This is a genomic window from Streptomyces monashensis (genome assembly GCF_001866665.1).
Classification (GTDB): domain Bacteria; phylum Actinomycetota; class Actinomycetes; order Streptomycetales; family Streptomycetaceae; genus Streptomyces; species Streptomyces monashensis.
Genome location: NZ_MLYO01000046.1, coordinates 1 through 15,442, shown reverse-complemented (window position 1 = coordinate 15,442; position 15,442 = coordinate 1). Strand labels below are relative to the sequence as shown.

Sequence of the window (15,442 nt, the reverse complement as noted above, 5' to 3'; positions counted from 1 at the left end):
ACCCCTGCGCCAGGGCACCCACGAGGGATCCTCGTCCTGCCGGTCGTGCCGCCCTGAGCCTCCGCTACCCCCACGAGACATACGGACGATGCCCGTGAAGTGGCTTCTGCGTCACGTCGGTTGTGATGCTTGCCGGTCACAGATGATCGACCCAGCCCCCTGGTGGTCGTGGACGGCAACCGCGACCGCCGCGCATCGCCCACCGCGAGAACCCCGACGCCACCTGGCGGCTGTACGTCAACCACTCGCTGTCCCTGACGCAGGCGGTCCCGGTGGGCGACGCGGTGGTGGGCCTGAACCCGGACCGGTGGGGGCGGATGTGCTTCGCCACCGCGGGCAGCGTCGTCGGCACCGCCGACGAGACAACCGGCAACGTCAAGACCCTGGCGCTGCCCCGGGCGAACACATCGCCAACAGCATCTCCACCGCCCCGCAAGGCACCCTGTTCTCCACCACGCACGCGACGTATCTGCCGGCCGCGCCCGACCGGAACTCCCTGCGTCGGCCCCGGCCTCCCGTGAACTCGGTGACCGGTGCCGACAGCGATTCGTCCGGATCGACTCGCTCCTTGCGGATTGAGGAATACCGTGCACTCGGTGCGCAGCCCGTGGCGCCGAAGACGCGCCAGGTACCCAGTCGGCGTGTGTGCCTCGGACTCAATGTCCGGGCGGAGCGCCGTCGTACCGGATGACCTATGCATCGTCCGCGAACATGCGGTCCAGGAAGCGCTCAGGGTGGTTGACGAACGCGCGGGTCAGGGCCACAGGCTCAGCCTGTTCGTATTCCACCTGCTCGATGGTGCCGCCGGTTTCGATCTGCAGGATCCGCGCGCCGGGCATGGCCAGCAGGATCGGTGAATGCGTGGCCACCACGAACTGGCACCCTTGTCGGAGAAGTTCCCGGAACCGGACCATCATCGCCAGACATCCCTGCACCGACAGGGCCGCCTCCGGTTCGTCCAGCATGTAGAGACCGTTCGGGCCGAAACGGTGGTACACCAGGTCCAGGAACGACTGGCCGTGGGAGCGTTCGTGCAGGGACCGGCCGCCGTAAGCGCGCAGCAGTTCCCCGGAGCCTTCGTCCAGCCGCTCGATCTCCGTGGCCACGTTGTAGAAACTCTCCGCGCGCAGGAAGAATCCCGTGCGAGGCCGGCGGTTCCAGCACAGCGTCAGGTGGTCACCCAGATCGGACTCGGAGGACCGGCTGGCGAACCGGAACGACCGTGAACCGCCCTCAGCGTTGAACCCGGCAGCCGTGGCCAGTGCCTCGACCAAGGTGGACTTGCCCGAGCCGTTGTCGCCGACCAGAAACGTCACTCCGGGGTCAAGATCGAGCCTGCCCATGCCGGCGAGGTGGGTGACGACCGGCAGGCTGAAGGGATAGCGGTCGGTGCCCACACGCGAATCGAGCTCGATATGCCGGACAAAGCCCTGCCCCTGGCGGGTCATCGGCTGCCCCGCCTGGGCCGGTCCGGTGCAGCAGCATCTGTCGGAGTCATGCCCTGACCATAGGTCCAGGCACTGACATTGGTAGGGGTACGCAGGTCTGGACCCCGACAGTGATGTGCCATGAGGCAATGGATCAGCGGCCGAAGGGCAGGTGCGCCGCGTCAACCCGAGCGGGTGGTCGCGAGCGGTGCCGGCGCCCGTCATGCCGATGTCACCGGCTCAGCGGGGACGGCATCGTCGAACGGAGCTGACGCATGTGTGCCAGGCAGCCGCGGCAACCGTGGGCTGCCCCGTCGCGGAGTCCATGCGGAAGGCGAAACCGTACCGCAGGGCGAACAGGTGGTCCTCCCCGGCCGAGCCTCCCATCGAACGCAGGAAACAGGCATGGGCCACCTACTCGATCTGCTCCGACGTCGGCCGCGACGACCACCGATGCCGAGCCGGCGCGCGCGCCACGCGGACCGGCTGAGCCAGGCCCCCAGCCTGCGAAATCCGCGACCCCTCCCGTGGATGCACATGCAGGCTCAGCGCCTCGGACGCCACCCGGTACAGCTCGATCAACGGCTCCCCGGCGGCCGGGCCCCGGTGCCACGGCGCAGGCGCGGGGCCGGCGTGGGCGTAGGTCAGGATGTCGTGGCCCTGCGGGGGCAAGGGGCCGACCCCCTGACGGGCCGGTCCTGCTCGCCCTGGCCTTCGCCGCGGCGGCCACCAACCGGATCGCGCTCGCCGCCGGCGTGCTCCTGCTGCCCGAGCACAACCCGGTCGTGGTCGCCAAACAGGCCGCACCACTCGAGGTGCTCTCGACCGGGCTGTTCGTCCTCCGTGTCGGAGTCGGCTGGTCGGCCGAGGAATACGCAGCACTCGGGGTCCCCTGTGCCGCGCGAGGGCGGCGCCCGGAAGAGTACCTCGGCGCGATGCGCGCCCTCCGGGTCGAGGACCCTGCCTCCTTCGAGGGGGAGTTCACCCGATTCAACGCGATCCGAGTCAATCCGAAGCCGCCGCGTGGCGATCGGCATCCGGTCGTGGTCGGCGGCAACAGCGACGCCGCTCTTCGCCGTGCGGTCACGCACGGCGACGGCTGGTACAGCTTCAACGTTCTGCGGCCGAGGTCCCCGCGCGCACGGCGGTTCTCGCCGACGAGTGCGCCCGTCACGGCGGAGCCCCCGGCCAGCTCACCGTTGCCGTCGCGCTCAGCGACGGAATCCCGGAGCACGTGCCCGCCCTCGCCGCAGCGGGCGTCAACGTTCTCTCCCCGGGGGCTGGAGCCGCGCAGCAAACCCATGGGCGCCGCCGGCCCGTGAGGACGGTCGCTACAGCTGCCACGGGCGGAGCTTGTCCGGGTTGCGCACCGCCCAGATGTGCGTGATCCGCTCGTCGTCGGTGACCGCGAACGCGAACACCGTCTCGATCCGGTCCTGGGACTCGACCACCAGACCCGGCAATCCGTTGACGGTGCGTTCGAGAATGGTGCGGGGCGGCGCGAAGCGGGCGATGGTGCGGTAGAGGTGCGCGATCTGCTCCGCGCCCTCGATCGGCAGCAGGTGGGCGACGGCACGGCCGCCACCGTCGGAGACCGCAGTGGCACCAGGGTCGAGCAGGCTGAGCAGGGCCTCGATGTCCTGCGCCTCCCAGGCGGCCTTGAAACGCCGGACGACGCTCGCCTGCCGGGCCGCGTTCGGGCTCGCCTCGGCCCGTGCGGCGGCGATGCGACGACGGGCCGAGGACGCCAGCTGACGGCACGCCGCCGGGCTGCGGCCGACGATGTCGGCCACCTCGGCGAACGGGTAGCGGAAGATGTCGTGCAGCACGAACGCGACGCGCTGGGCCGGGGTCATCGACTCGAACACGACGAGGAACGCCATGGTCACCGACTCGTCGAGGGTGATCCGGTCAGCCGGGTCCGCCCCGGCGCCGCTGCCCGCCCCGGCGATCCACTCGGCCGGGGCGGGCAGCGGTTCCGGGATCCATTCCCCGACGTAGGTCTCCCGCCGGGCGCGCGCCGAGCCGAGCAGGTTCAGGCAGATGCGGCTGGCCACCTTGGTCAGCCAGGCGCCCGGGGACTCGACGGCCTCCTGCTGCGCCCGGGACATCGCATACCAGCGGGCGTAGGTCTCCTGGACGACGTCCTCCGCGTCGGCCAGGGACCCGAGCAGCCGGTAGGCGAGATTGAGCAGTTGTCGCCGCTCGTTCATGATCAGGCTCAGGCCCGGGTCCCACTGCTCGTCCGCATGCTGCTGTGCCTGTTCCGACGGGGTGGTCATACGCTCTCCGGCTCCCTCGTTCGTGTTCCCTCTCCATTACGACAAATCAGAGCGGCGGATTGTGAGTTCGCTCGCTCGCCTCACATTCGGCGGGGCTGCGTTGTCGGACTGACGAAGGGGAACACACCATCCACAGGACAGGACGCTGAGCATGAACGACTTCCAAGAGATCGCAGACCGCGTCGAGATCGAGGCGCTGCGGGGCGAGTTCACCGACGCGGCGATGATGCGCGACCGTGCCCGCCTCGCCGCGCTCTTCACCCCCGACGGCGTTCTGCGCATGCCCAACGTCCCGGTCGAGCTCATCGGACGGGAGGAGATCAGGACCGGCGGCGAACGCCTGCAGAGCCAGTGGGACTTCTTCGTGCAGAACAGTCATCCGGGCACGATCCGGGTCGACGGCGACACCGCCACCGGCCGCACCTACATGCAGGAGCTCGCGCGTCTCCTCGACGGCCGCTCGGGCCTGAACTTCGCCATCTACCACGACACTTACCGGCGCACGCCGGAGGGATGGAAGTTCGCCGAGCGGGTCTACGAGGTCCGGTACGTCGACACCACCCCGCTGGAGGGTTCGGCGCCGGGCACCGGCGCTCAGGCACACGGCTCGGGTACGACCGGGGCGGCCGACGACTTCAGCGCACCGGCGTCCGCCGAACGGCTGAACCGGGCGATCGGTGCGCTCCAGGCGAACGGCTTTACCGCCGAACTGCTCGACGACGCCGCGGCGGCCCGCGCCCGCATCAAGGATCTGATACCCGAGGGCGCGGGTGTGTTCACCGGGGCCAGCGAGACGCTACGGCTCTCCGGGATCGCGCAGGACATCGAGACGGGCGCCCGCTACCAGGCCATTCGGCCGCGCGTGCTGGAGATGGACCGTGCCACCGAGTTCGACCGGATCCGCCGGCTGGTGGCCACCCCCGACGTCTTCGTCGCCAGCGTCGCCGCCGTCACCGAGACCGGTGCGCTCGTCATCGCCTCGGGCAGCGGCAGCCAGCTGCCCGCCTCCGCAGGCGGCGCCGCGAAGGCGATCTGGGTCGTCGGGGCGCAGAAGCTGGTGCCCGACCTGAGCAGCGCCCTGCGCCGGATCGAGGAGTATGCCCTTCCGCTGGAGTCCGAGCGGGCCCGAGCGGTCTACGGGCAGCCGAGCGCGGTCAACCGTCTGCTCGTCCTCAACGCCGAGCCGCAGCCCGGGCGCGGCACCGTCCTGCTACTGCGCGAGGCCATCGGATTCTGACGTGGCACATGACGAATACGTCGGAACGCCAGGGACCCTGCCTTGCGCGGTCACTGTCGCGCCCGGCTGAGTGCCAAGGCGCCGAAGACCTCGGTATCCACCTCGCCACTGCCGCGTAACCAGGCCCACGATCGCGTCGTAGAGGACCTTGTTACGGTCGCCGGATGGAGAACTGGGACGGGGACGGCATCCGCGCACGGATACGGGAGATGGCAGCGCTGGACCCGGGGCGACAGCGCTTCGGGGCGGACACGCACCGGTACGCGCTGGCGCCTCGGTTGCCGGAGGCGGAGATCCGGAGGTTCGAGGAGTCCCACGTCATCGAGCTGCCGATGGAGTACCGGTCCTTCGTCGCCGAGGTGGGCGACGGCCCCGCCGGTCCGTGCCACGGGTTGATGCCGTTGACCGTCTCCCGCCCCGAGGCCGACGAGGAGTGGGCCGTGGACGCCGAGTGGCGGGAAGACCGACTGCCGGGCAGGCTCGCCGAGCCGTTCCCGCTCGCCGCACCTCTCCCTGGCCGGATCGGCGCACCGACCGATGCACTGACCCGGGGCACGCTGATGCTGGCCGAACGAGGCTGCGGCATCTTCATCCGGCTGGTCCTGAACGGCCCGCGAGCCGGCGAGGTCTGGCAGATCGATCCCGACTGGGGCGGCTTCGTACCGGTGAGCTCCGGTTTCCGCACGTGGTACACCGACTGGCTGGAGAGCCCGTAACCCGCGCCAATGCCGTCCGGACCGCCGCCGCCCTTGCGACGCAGCCACGTCATGAGGGAGCGACCCGGGCCACTCGAACGTGGATCGCACACGCTCGACTTGGTGTGGCACGGGACAACCTATGCGGTCTGTCCCGTCTCCAGCGCTCTGGTCTCCCGATGACAGCCGCTCGAAGCGCCGGAAAACCGGTGGAGCCGTCGGGGCCTGAGTCCGTACCGTTCCTGGGATGACCTACCTGAGCCCCTTGGGATATCTGCTGGGCGTCGAGGGTGCTGCTTTACTGCGTGGCATCAGGGAGGGGTGGGCCGACCGGGCGTTCGTCGAGGCCCGGATCGCCGAGGTCCGCACCCTGCTGGATGTGTCCGCCCTCGCTCATGCCGAGGGCGTCACGGCGAGTCCGGGCACGATCAGCGCGGCCGACATCTACCAGGAGTGGGCGCCGCACTATGACGCCCCCGGCAACGAGATGACCGACGTCGAGCAGCCCGTTGTCCGGCGCATCCTGGACAGCCTGCCCGTCGGAGCGGCGTTGGACGCGGCCTGTGGGACCGGCCGCCACACCACCTACCTGCATGACCTCGGCCACGATGTGATCGGCGTCGACGCCTCGCCCGAAATGCTCGTCCAGGCCCGCAAGGGTCTGCCAGGTGTCGGCTTTCACGAGGCCGAGCTGCACCAGTTGCCGCTGCCCGACAACGCGGTCGACACCGTGGTCTGCGCACTCGCCCTGACGCACGTCCCCGATCTGGGCGCCGTGATGGCCGAGTTCGCGCGTGTTCTGCGCCCTGGCGGGAACCTGGTGATCTCGGACGCGCACCTGCTGATGTCCTACCTCCGGCCGACCCTGGCCCGCCGTCCCGGCCCGGACGGCCGCCCCTCCCTCCTCGCCGAGCACCACCGCCCGCTCAGCGCCTACCTCGCCGCAGCCCTCCCCCTGGGCTTCCAGGTCCGGCACTGCGAGGAACCCCGCCGCCCGCGCCACTCCCTCGGCTCCGGCACCGCCCCGGACCCACTCCCGACCTCCATGTCCTGGGACCTGTTGCACTGGTGCCCGGAAGCGTCCGCAGCGGCGTTGGACGATTCCCCGATCGTGGTCGTCTGGCACTTCCAACTCGACGGCACCGGGAAGGGCTGAGCTCGTTCGAAACAGCGCAGCCGCACCGGACCGGCATCCGCACGTCTCAAGGGTCTTCCCGCCATGGACCGGGACTTACCTGGTGGCGGGAGGCAGTTCCGCCGGCCCTGCGCCAGGCCGCCGGTCCGCCGGGCGCGCGGGCGGAATCGGGCCGCCGGGGAGGTCGCGGGGGCCGGTCCACAGTGCGGGTACGGCGTCGCAGCGGCGGCACAGCTCGTAGGCGATCGCCTCGTAGTTCGCCCGCCAGCCGGCGTGCTCGGCCGTGGACGCGGCGATGGGCAGGCCGAGCGCGCCGCCGACGCCGAGCGAGGACCTGATGGGTGCGACGGAGGAGGCCAGTTTCTGAGGGGCATCAGGTCGCGCAGCGCGCTGATGCCCGCCGCGATCACACCCATGCCCTGCAGGCGGGCGGCCGGGGCCGAGGTCCCGGCCGCCCGAGGGTTCTCAGAGCACCCCGGTCACCAGGTGACGTGGAGTTCGTGGGCGCCGTAGATCACGGCGTCGAACTTGAACGGAACCTGGTCCAGTTCGGTCGCCAGGCGCAGCGTGGGGATGCGCCGGAGCAGGGCCGGGTAGATCACCTGGAGTTCCATCCGGGCCAGTGGCTGGCCGATGCAGTGGTGGGTGCCGGCGCCGAACGCCTGGTGCTGCCGGGCGTCGCGGGTGATGTCCAGTCGGTCCGGGTCGGGGAAGACGGACGGATCCCGGTTGGCGAGTTCACCGAGCATGATGACGCCCTCGCCCTTGCGGATGGTCTGCCCGGCGATCTCGATGTCTTCCAACGCCGTGCGGCGGCGCCCGAGATGGGCGATGGTGAGGAAGCGCAGCAGTTCCTCGACCGCGCCGACGACGACCTCGGGGTCCTCGGCGTCACGGACCCGGGCGGCCTGCCGGGGGTGCTGGAGCAGCAGCAGGATACCCAGGGTGATCATGTTGGCGGTCGTCTCGTGGCCGCCGAGCAACAGCAGGACGCCCATGACGGCGACCTCACGGCGGGTCAGCTCACCGGCCCGGACCTGCGCGGCGAGCCGGGAGAGCACGTCCTCGCCGGGGTTGCCGAGCCGCTCGCCGACCAGTTGGTCAAGGTAGTCCACGAGGGCGGTGTGCGCGGAGTGCCGCTCGGCCGGGGTGGCGGTGAGGGAGACCAGGGTCTTGCTGTTGATCTGGAAGAACTCGTGGTCGCCGTAGGGCACTCCGAGCAGTTCCGAGATCACCAGCGACGGGATCGGCAGCGAGAACGCCTGGACCAGGTCGACCGGTTTGGGCCCGTCCAGCAGGCGGTCGATGAAGCCGTCGACCAACTCCTGCACGGCGGGGCGCATGGCCTCGACCCGCTTGATCGTGAAGACGCCGCTGACCATCCGCCGCAGCCGGGCGTGCTCCGGGTCGTCCATTCCGACGAAGCTCAGGTCGGTGACACCGTGGTTGTCGCCGTCCTGCGCTGCTTCGCCGTGAACCTCGCTCTCGCCCTCGCCGCCACCGTGTCGTGCGATCGGGCTGGGGAAGCCGGGCGCGGCGAAGTCCACGCTCAACCGGTTGTCGGAGAGCAGCGCCTTCTGCTCGGCGTGGCTGGTCACCACCCACGGGGTCTTGCCGTCCCAGTTCCGGACCCGGAACACCGGCCCGAACGCGGCCAGGCCACGCATCTGAGGGGAGGGGTCGAACGGGCAGCGGGCGGAACGGGGGTCGGGGAGATCGGGGATGCCGGCGGGCGCCGGGGCGGTTTCGGGTGAGGTGGTCATGTCTCCTCCTGTGACAGGGCTCAGCGTGGGAGCGTGAGGGAGTGGTCGGCCGCGTCGACGAGGGCCTGGCGGTGGAGGCGGGTCTGCTTGGGCATGTTCCAGCCGAGGACGCCGGTGGGCCGCCCGCCGTTGCGGTAGAGGGCGACGAACCGGCGGTCGCTCTCCGAGCCCTCGACGATCTCGACGTCCGCGTCGGCGGCGAGCGTCCCGTGCACCTGGATCTTGGCGTTGAACTGATCGGTCCAGAAGTACGGGACGGGGGTGTACGGGCGGTCCTCGCCGAGTATGTTGCCGGCGACGGCACCGGCCTGCTCGGTGGCGTTGGTCCGGTTCTCCAGCCGCAGCATGGCGCCGATTCCCTCGTGATGCCACCGGGCCACGTCGCCGACCGCGTAGATTCCCTCCGCGGTAGCCCTGCAGCGGGAGTCGCACACCACGCCGTTGTCCAGCACCAGACCGCTGTCCTCCAGCCAGTCGGTGACCGGTACAGACCCGATCGCGACCACCACCACGTCCGCTGCCAGCACCTCACCGGTGCCCAACCGGACGCCGCACACCCGTCCTCGACGTGACGTCACTCTTTCGACCGACGCTCCGATCAGCAGCCGGACGCCGTGCTCGGAATGCGTGCGGCCGAGCAGTCCCGCAGCCCGCGGGCCCAACTGGCTCGCCATGGGGGTGGCTTGGCGCCCGACCAGAGTGACGGCGACCCCAAGGCCGCGTGCGGTGGCGGCGATCTCGGAGCCGAGCACGCCGTCCCCCACCACCACGACGCGCGCCGCGGCGGCCAGTTCACCGCGCAGCGCCACCGCGTCCTCCAGCGTGCGCAGCACATGGACGCCCCGCAGGCCTTCGGCGCCGGGGAAGGGGCGCGGGCGGATGCCGGTGGCCAGTACGACGACGTCGGTGCGCCGCGTCCACCCGGACGCGGCGCTGACGGTGCGGGTCGCGGCGTCGAGGGAGACGGCCGGGTCGCCGAGCACGAACTCGGCGTCCAAGGCGTCCAGCTCGTCCCGCCCGCGCAACTGGATCCGCTCGGGCGGCCAGGCGCCGGAGAGGACCTGTTTCGACAGCGGGGGCCGGTCGTAGGGCAGGTGCCGCTCGGCGCCCAGTACGGTCAGGGTGCCCTGGAAGCCCTTGCGTCGCAGGGACTCCGCGGTGGCGAGCCCGGCCGCGGAGGCGCCGACGACCAGGACGCTCTCGGGTGCGCTCACGCCTCCTCGCCGAGGTGGATCGCGGCGGCGGGGCAGACGCTCGCGGCCTCGCGCACGGCGGCGTGCTGCTCGGCGGCGGGCGCGGCGTCCAGCAGGATGACGATGCCGTCCTCGTCGCGCTGGTCGAACACCTCCGGCGCGATGAGCACGCACTGGCCGGCGCCGCAGCACTTGACTTCGTCGACGGTGATCTTCATGACGGGCTCTCCTTGGATCCGGTACGGGGTCGGGGTGTGACGGGGGCGAGCAGCAGGCCGGTGATCGCGTCGGTCAGCGACCTCGCCAGGTGCTGCCACGAGGGATGGAGTGCGCCCGCGCTCTCGGCCAGGGCGCGCTCCCGTTCGGCGCAGGTGTGCACGATCAGCAGGCGCGCCATGTCGCCGCGTTCGTGACGCGCGGGCCTCGGCAACTCCGGTAGGCAACGGCCGAGTTCGTGCAGGGCCCGGCGCAGCGGCGGCCGCTCGACGGCCGACTCGCTGACGACCGCGCACAGCACGGGGTCGGTCATCACCTGGGCGGCGAAGCGTGCGTACCAGCAGGGCGTGCCGAGCGAGGCCAGGTACTCGGTGATCGGCCGCACCAGGCAGCCGACCCGGTCCCGGACGTCGTCGCTGCCGGCGATCTCCGCCAGCAGTCGCTCCCTGATCCGCTCGACGGACTCTGCACTCCGGTCGATCATCGTGCGGATCAGGCCGGCCTTGCTGCCGAAGTGGTAGCCCACCGCGGCGTCGTTGCCCTGCCCGGCCGCCTCGCTGATCTGACGGCTCGACACCGCCGCCAGACCGTGCACGGCGAAGAGCCGCTCGGCGGCGTCCATGATCGCCTCGCGGGTTTCGCCGACCCTCTCGGTACGGAGGGTCCGTTCCGCTCGCACGCTTCCACCGCCCGGGGTCACCACCGCACCGGAAGCTCGCTCAGCGGCGTGGTGATGAGGCCCTCGACACGGTGCAACGCGTCGGGGTCCACGGCCAGTTCGAGGGTGGGAAGGCGGCGCAGCAGCACGCCGAGCACGGTCTGCATCTCGGTACGGGCGAGCGGCTGGCCGAGGCAGGAGTGCGGTCCGGCACCGAAGGCGAGGTGAGCGTTGGGCGTGCGACCCAGGTCCATGTCCTCCGCGCCGGCGAAGGCGCCGGTGTCGCGGTTGGCCGCGGCCATGCTGCACACCACGGTGGTGCCCTGATCCAGCACGACACCGCTCGGCACCTCGGTGTCCTCGTGGACGTAGCGAAGCATGCCGAAGCCGGTGTAGGGCTCGAAGCGGAGCACCTCCTCCACGGCCGAGCGGATCAGCGAGCGGTCGCCCAGCAGTCGTTCCCAGCGACTGCGGTCGGCGAGCAGCACGCCTGCCATGGTGGTGATGAAGCCGGCGGTCGTCTCGTGCCCGGCCAGCAGCAGCGCCTGCCCCGTGGCGGCGAGTGCCGGCTCGGACATCGGGCGGCCTTCGGCGTCGGTGGCCGCGATCAGCCGGCTGATCAGATCGTCCTTCGGTTCCCTCCGCTTCTCGGCGACCAGGGCGGCCATGTACTCGGCGAAGTCGCGGTGCGCCGCCTCCATCTCGGCGGCGCTGTACCTGGAGAGGTTGAGGAACGTGTCGGACCAGTTCTTGAAGTCGTCCCGGTCATGCTCCGGGACGCCGAGCATGTCGCAGATGACGTACACCGGCAGCGGGAAGGCCAGGTGCCGTACCAGGTCGGCCGGCCGGCCGTGCTCCAGCATGCCGTCGATGAGCCGGTCGGTCATCGCCTCGATCCTGGGCACCAGCGCCCGCATGCGCTTGGCGGTGAACCACTTGCCGACCATCCGGCGCCAGCGCTCCTGCCCTTCGGCGTTGAGTGCCCTCGCCATCGGACTGTCGAAGACACTGCCCGCTTCGCCGGCGCTGATGCGAGCGGCGTCGGGCCGGGCCAGGCCCTCCCGGCTCAGGCGCGGGTCGCAGAGGGCGAGCTTGACGTCGTCGTAGCGGGTGAGCAGCGCCGCCCGGTCGCCACTGGGCAGCGTCACGTGCGCCACCGGACACTTCTGCCGCAACCGCGGCCACTCCACCGGAGGGGTCATCGCGCCGGGGGCGGAGAGCGGGTAGTGCAGGGCGTCGTCCGACTGGGTCTCGGTCATGAGTGCTCCTCGCAGTCCGTGCGTGACTGTCACGGCTCAGGCAATCTCAGAACTCAATCTAAGTCAAGCAACTGACTTAAATGTGGCGGCATCGAGGAGAGCCTGCGCAGGAACACGCGCGCGGCGACGCCCGCATACGCCGCGGGCGGCTCCAACGGCCGCCTGGCGTCGGCGCGGGCGACGCCATCGCCCGTCGACAACCGAGACCGCGCCGACGCCCCCGCCGTCCGCGAACCGGCGCGGAGCCGGCTCCCGCCGAAACCGGTGCCATGGCCTCGCCGGCCGCAGGTGGCTCCGTTCGCGTGAAGGAACTTGGCGCCACCCCCTTGCGGGGTGTCATGTACGGGTCCAGACTCCGGCGTGCGAAACGCGTGCACCTTGCGCGAACGTCCTTCACCCCCACCGCCGGATCCCCGCCGGCTGTCTGAAGGGATGTTCAGTGCCACGCTCCACAACCGGCGGAAGATCCTCAACTCCGCCTTCACCCGACGTATGCCGGCTACCGGCGCGACCCGGCAGCGGCCGGGAGGCCGGAGCGACGCCAGGCCCTCCGCCGCAAGGGCGCTGTCAGCACGTCCAACCGCCGCACGTGGCCGCTGCCCGGGGTGCGCCTCCGCTCTGATCGGCCAGCGCAGCGGCGGGCTCGCGTCGCCGGCCGGGCACGACACGCCTTCGCCGGCCCGTCGTGTGCCGCCCACCCGCACCGTGCCCCGCGCCACCTGACGCGCCTCCGTCATGCCGCGTCACCGCCGCTTCCGCCGCTTTCACCGCTTTCACCGCTTTCACCGACGGCCCTCGCCGCTCCACACACCGCAGGAGAGACATGTCCAGACAGGCAAGACGAAGAATCCCTGTACTCATCGGGACGCTGACCGCGGCGATGGCGTTCGCCGCCCCCGCCTTCGCCAACACGTCCACCTCCCCCACCGCCTCAGCGGTCCCCCGTGCCACTGCCCCCACCCTGGCCCAGGTCAGCAGCGACCCGTACTCCGACTCGCAGGCCCAGCACGCCACCGAGGTCGAGCCGGACACCTACAGCTACGGCAGCACCATCGTCGCCGGCTTCCAGGTCGGGCGGGTCTCCGGGGGCGGGGCCTCCAACATCGGGTGGGCGACCTCCACCGACAGCGGGCAGACCTGGACGCACGGCTTCCTGCCCAGCTCCACCACGAACACCGGCGGTCCGTACTCCGCCGCCAGTGACGCCTCCGTGGCCTACGACGCCAAGGACGGTGTGTGGATGATCTCGTGGCTGGGCATCGGCTCCGGAAACGACGTCGATGTGAACCTGAGCCGTTCCACGGACGGCGGCCACACCTGGAGCGCCCCGGTCACCGTCTCGACCGGCACCTTCGACGACAAGAACTGGACGGCCTGCGACAACCACTCCTCCAGCCCGTACTACGGCCACTGCTACACCGAATACGACGATGCCAACGCCGGCGACGCCGAGCACATGAAGACCTCGACCGACGGCGGCGCGACCTGGGGCACACAGCAGAGCCCGGCCGACAGCCCGAGCGGGCTCGGCGGGCAGCCGGTCGTGCAGCCCAACGGCACCGTCGTCGTCCCGTTCTCCTCCGGCAGCGAGGACAGCGAGCGAGCCTTCATCTCCACCAACGGCGGGGGAAGTTGGGGTTCCAGCGTTCAGATCGCCACCGTCTCGCACCACCCGGTCGCCGGGCTGGAGGACAACGCCGCCGACATGTCACGACTGGACACCCTGCGCGAAGGGCCCCTGCCGTCCGCCGAGATCGACGCCTCGGGCAAGGTCTACGTGGTCTGGTCCGACTGCCGCTTCCGCACCAACTGCACCAGCAACGACATCATCATGTCGACGTCCACGAACGGCACCTCGTGGAGCTCACCGGCCCGCGTGCCCATCGACGCCGCCGGCAGCCCGGCCGACCATTTCGTGCCCGGCATCGGCGTGGACCCCAGCAGCTCCGGCAACACCGCGCGCCTCGGGCTGACGTACTACTACTACCCGAACGCCTCCTGCACGGACACCACCTGCCAGCTCGACGCCGGCTACGTCTCCTCCACCGACGGCGGCACCACGTGGACGGCACCGACCCAGCTCGCCGGCCCCATGACGCTGGCCTGGCTGCCCAACACCACGCAAGGCCGGATGTTCGGTGACTACATATCGACCTCCGTGCTGTCCGGCGGCAACGCCGTCACCGTGCTGCCCATCGCCCATGCCCCCAGCGGGAGCACCTTCGACGTGGCGATGTACGCACCGACCGGCGGCCTGCCCATCGGCGCGGGACAGCCGGGCGGCAACACCGTCACCGTCACCGCCCCGGGCGACCAGACCGGCACCGTCGGGACCACCGCGAGCCTGCAGATCACCGCGGCCGACTCCTCCTCGTCCGCCAAGCTCACCTACAGCGCGACCGGGCTGCCACCCGGACTTGCCATCGCTTCCGGCACCGGCCTGATCTCGGGCACACCCACCACCGCCGGCACCTACCACGTGACCGCCACCGCCACCGACGACACAGGCGTCACCGGCTCCACCACCTTCACCTGGACCGTCAACCCCGCCGGCGGCGGCACCTGCACCAGCACGGGCCAGAAACTCGGCAACCCGGGCTTCGAATCCGGCAACACAACGTGGTCCGCCAGCTCGGGCGTCATCGGACAGTACGGCTCACAGGGCGAGCCCCCGCACGGCGGCACGTGGGACGCATGGCTGGACGGCTACGGCAGCTCCCACACCGACACCCTCTCGCAGCCCGTGACGATCCCGACCGGCTGCCAAGCCACCCTCAGCTTCTACCTCCACGTCGACACCGCCGAGACGACCACCTCGACCGCATACGACACGCTCACCGTCAAAGCAGGCACCACCACACTGGCCACCTACTCCAACCTCAACGCCACCACCGGCTACACCCAGAAGACCCTCGATCTCTCCTCCCTCGCCGGACAGACCGTCACCATCACCTTCACCGGCACCGAAGACCAGTCCCTCCAGACCTCGTTCGTCCTCGACGACACCGCCCTCACTGTCAGCTGACCCCTCAGCCGAACCCGAAGGGGGCGCGGCCTCCCGGCCACACCCCCGGCCGGCTCGCCGGGTCCGTCCGGCTCCAGCCCACGGAACAGGGCGACGGCTTCGATTTCCGCCACGGGAGCCTGGCACCGCGTGCAACGGTCCGACCGCGGCCGCGTCGCCGACGCGGCCTCCTGGGGTCGCGACCGCCACCGTCACCGACCCGGTGGGCCGTCGGGCAGGTGACGCCGGCCGGTGAAGACGCGGCTGGTACGGTGCCGATCTCACCCGTTCGGCGGTTGGGAAACGCCGGGAAACAAGCCACCGGCGAGGGCGTGGGCAGGCGTGCCCACAGGGCTCCCCCGGAGCAGAAACCCCAGGTGGATCGCCCTGTGAGCGAAACCACGCCGCCCGGACACCAGGGTGTGACGCCTGGGGTCCGGGCTCGGTGATGCGTGCGTGGCGCATGCGTTGTCAGACAATGGTGAGGAACGGGGTCCCCGGCCCGATTGCGGCAGGCCGGGGCCCCATATCACGTGGTCCGTTTCGGATCAGTCGTCCCAGCCGCCGCCGTCG

12 protein-coding genes are annotated in these 15,442 nt (G+C 70.9%); 5 read left to right on the top strand and 7 right to left on the bottom strand.

Features of this window, described 5'->3' with window-relative positions; genetic code table 11:
* Nucleotides 1-692: 692 nt before the first annotated feature.
* Nucleotides 693-1,448, bottom strand: coding sequence for an AAA family ATPase (locus tag BIV23_RS26725; protein ID WP_079173386.1), 756 nt, complete (start codon nt 1,446-1,448; stop codon nt 693-695).
* Between the two features lie 734 nt (nt 1,449-2,182).
* Here BIV23_RS26725 and BIV23_RS52175 point away from each other — a divergent pair.
* The gene (locus BIV23_RS52175) at nt 2,183-2,749 is read left to right on the top strand and encodes an LLM class flavin-dependent oxidoreductase (RefSeq protein ID WP_245790649.1); all 567 of its coding nucleotides are present in this window, start codon (nt 2,183-2,185) and stop codon (nt 2,747-2,749) included.
* A gap of 9 nt (nt 2,750-2,758) precedes the next feature.
* On the opposite strand, the gene sigJ is transcribed toward BIV23_RS52175, so the two are convergent.
* On the bottom strand, nt 2,759-3,709 hold the full coding sequence (gene sigJ / locus BIV23_RS26710; RefSeq protein WP_071383522.1) for an RNA polymerase sigma factor SigJ: 951 nt from the start codon (nt 3,707-3,709) through the stop codon (nt 2,759-2,761).
* Between the two features lie 151 nt (nt 3,710-3,860).
* Here sigJ and BIV23_RS46815 point away from each other — a divergent pair, with 151 nt between their 5' ends.
* The 3 genes from BIV23_RS46815 to BIV23_RS26690 all read left to right on the top strand — a co-directional run bounded on the left by BIV23_RS46815 (nt 3,861) and on the right by BIV23_RS26690 (nt 6,797).
* Complete coding sequence (locus BIV23_RS46815; RefSeq protein ID WP_079173385.1) at nt 3,861-4,946, top strand: LUD domain-containing protein; 1,086 nt, start codon at nt 3,861-3,863, stop codon at nt 4,944-4,946.
* 164 nt (nt 4,947-5,110) lie between these two features.
* Nucleotides 5,111-5,662 carry an SMI1/KNR4 family protein gene (locus tag BIV23_RS26695; protein WP_071383521.1) on the top strand — a complete coding sequence of 184 codons (552 nt, stop codon included), beginning with the start codon at nt 5,111-5,113 and terminating at the stop codon, nt 5,660-5,662.
* Between the two features lie 226 nt (nt 5,663-5,888).
* Nucleotides 5,889-6,797 (top strand): class I SAM-dependent methyltransferase, encoded by a 909-nt coding sequence (locus BIV23_RS26690; protein WP_071383520.1) that lies wholly within the window; start codon nt 5,889-5,891, stop codon nt 6,795-6,797.
* A gap of 458 nt (nt 6,798-7,255) precedes the next feature.
* Here the strand turns inward: BIV23_RS26690 and BIV23_RS26685 are convergent, their stop codons facing one another.
* The 5 genes from BIV23_RS26685 to BIV23_RS26665 all read right to left on the bottom strand — a co-directional run bounded on the left by BIV23_RS26685 (nt 7,256) and on the right by BIV23_RS26665 (nt 11,865).
* A complete protein-coding gene (locus BIV23_RS26685) occupies nt 7,256-8,539 on the bottom strand; it encodes a cytochrome P450 (RefSeq protein WP_071383519.1) in 1,284 nt (427 codons plus the stop codon).
* A 20-nt stretch (nt 8,540-8,559) separates the two neighbouring features.
* Nucleotides 8,560-9,753: an NAD(P)/FAD-dependent oxidoreductase gene (locus tag BIV23_RS26680; protein ID WP_071383518.1), complete on the bottom strand. Its 1,194-nt coding sequence runs from the start codon at nt 9,751-9,753 to the stop codon at nt 8,560-8,562.
* Nucleotides 9,750-9,950 (bottom strand): ferredoxin, encoded by a 201-nt coding sequence (locus tag BIV23_RS26675; RefSeq protein WP_071383517.1) that lies wholly within the window; start codon nt 9,948-9,950, stop codon nt 9,750-9,752. The genes BIV23_RS26680 and BIV23_RS26675 overlap by 4 nt, the downstream gene beginning before the upstream one ends.
* Nucleotides 9,947-10,570, bottom strand: coding sequence for a TetR/AcrR family transcriptional regulator (locus tag BIV23_RS26670; RefSeq protein ID WP_071383539.1), 624 nt, complete (start codon nt 10,568-10,570; stop codon nt 9,947-9,949). The genes BIV23_RS26675 and BIV23_RS26670 overlap by 4 nt, the downstream gene beginning before the upstream one ends.
* Before the next feature lie 74 nt (nt 10,571-10,644).
* Nucleotides 10,645-11,865 carry a cytochrome P450 gene (locus BIV23_RS26665; RefSeq protein ID WP_071383516.1) on the bottom strand — a complete coding sequence of 407 codons (1,221 nt, stop codon included), beginning with the start codon at nt 11,863-11,865 and terminating at the stop codon, nt 10,645-10,647.
* A gap of 823 nt (nt 11,866-12,688) precedes the next feature.
* On the opposite strand from BIV23_RS26665, the gene BIV23_RS26660 reads away from it, so the two are divergent.
* Entirely contained in the window at nt 12,689-14,890 is a 2,202-nt protein-coding gene (locus BIV23_RS26660; protein WP_071383515.1) for a putative Ig domain-containing protein, read from the top strand.
* The last annotated feature ends 552 nt before the right edge of the window (nt 14,891-15,442 follow it).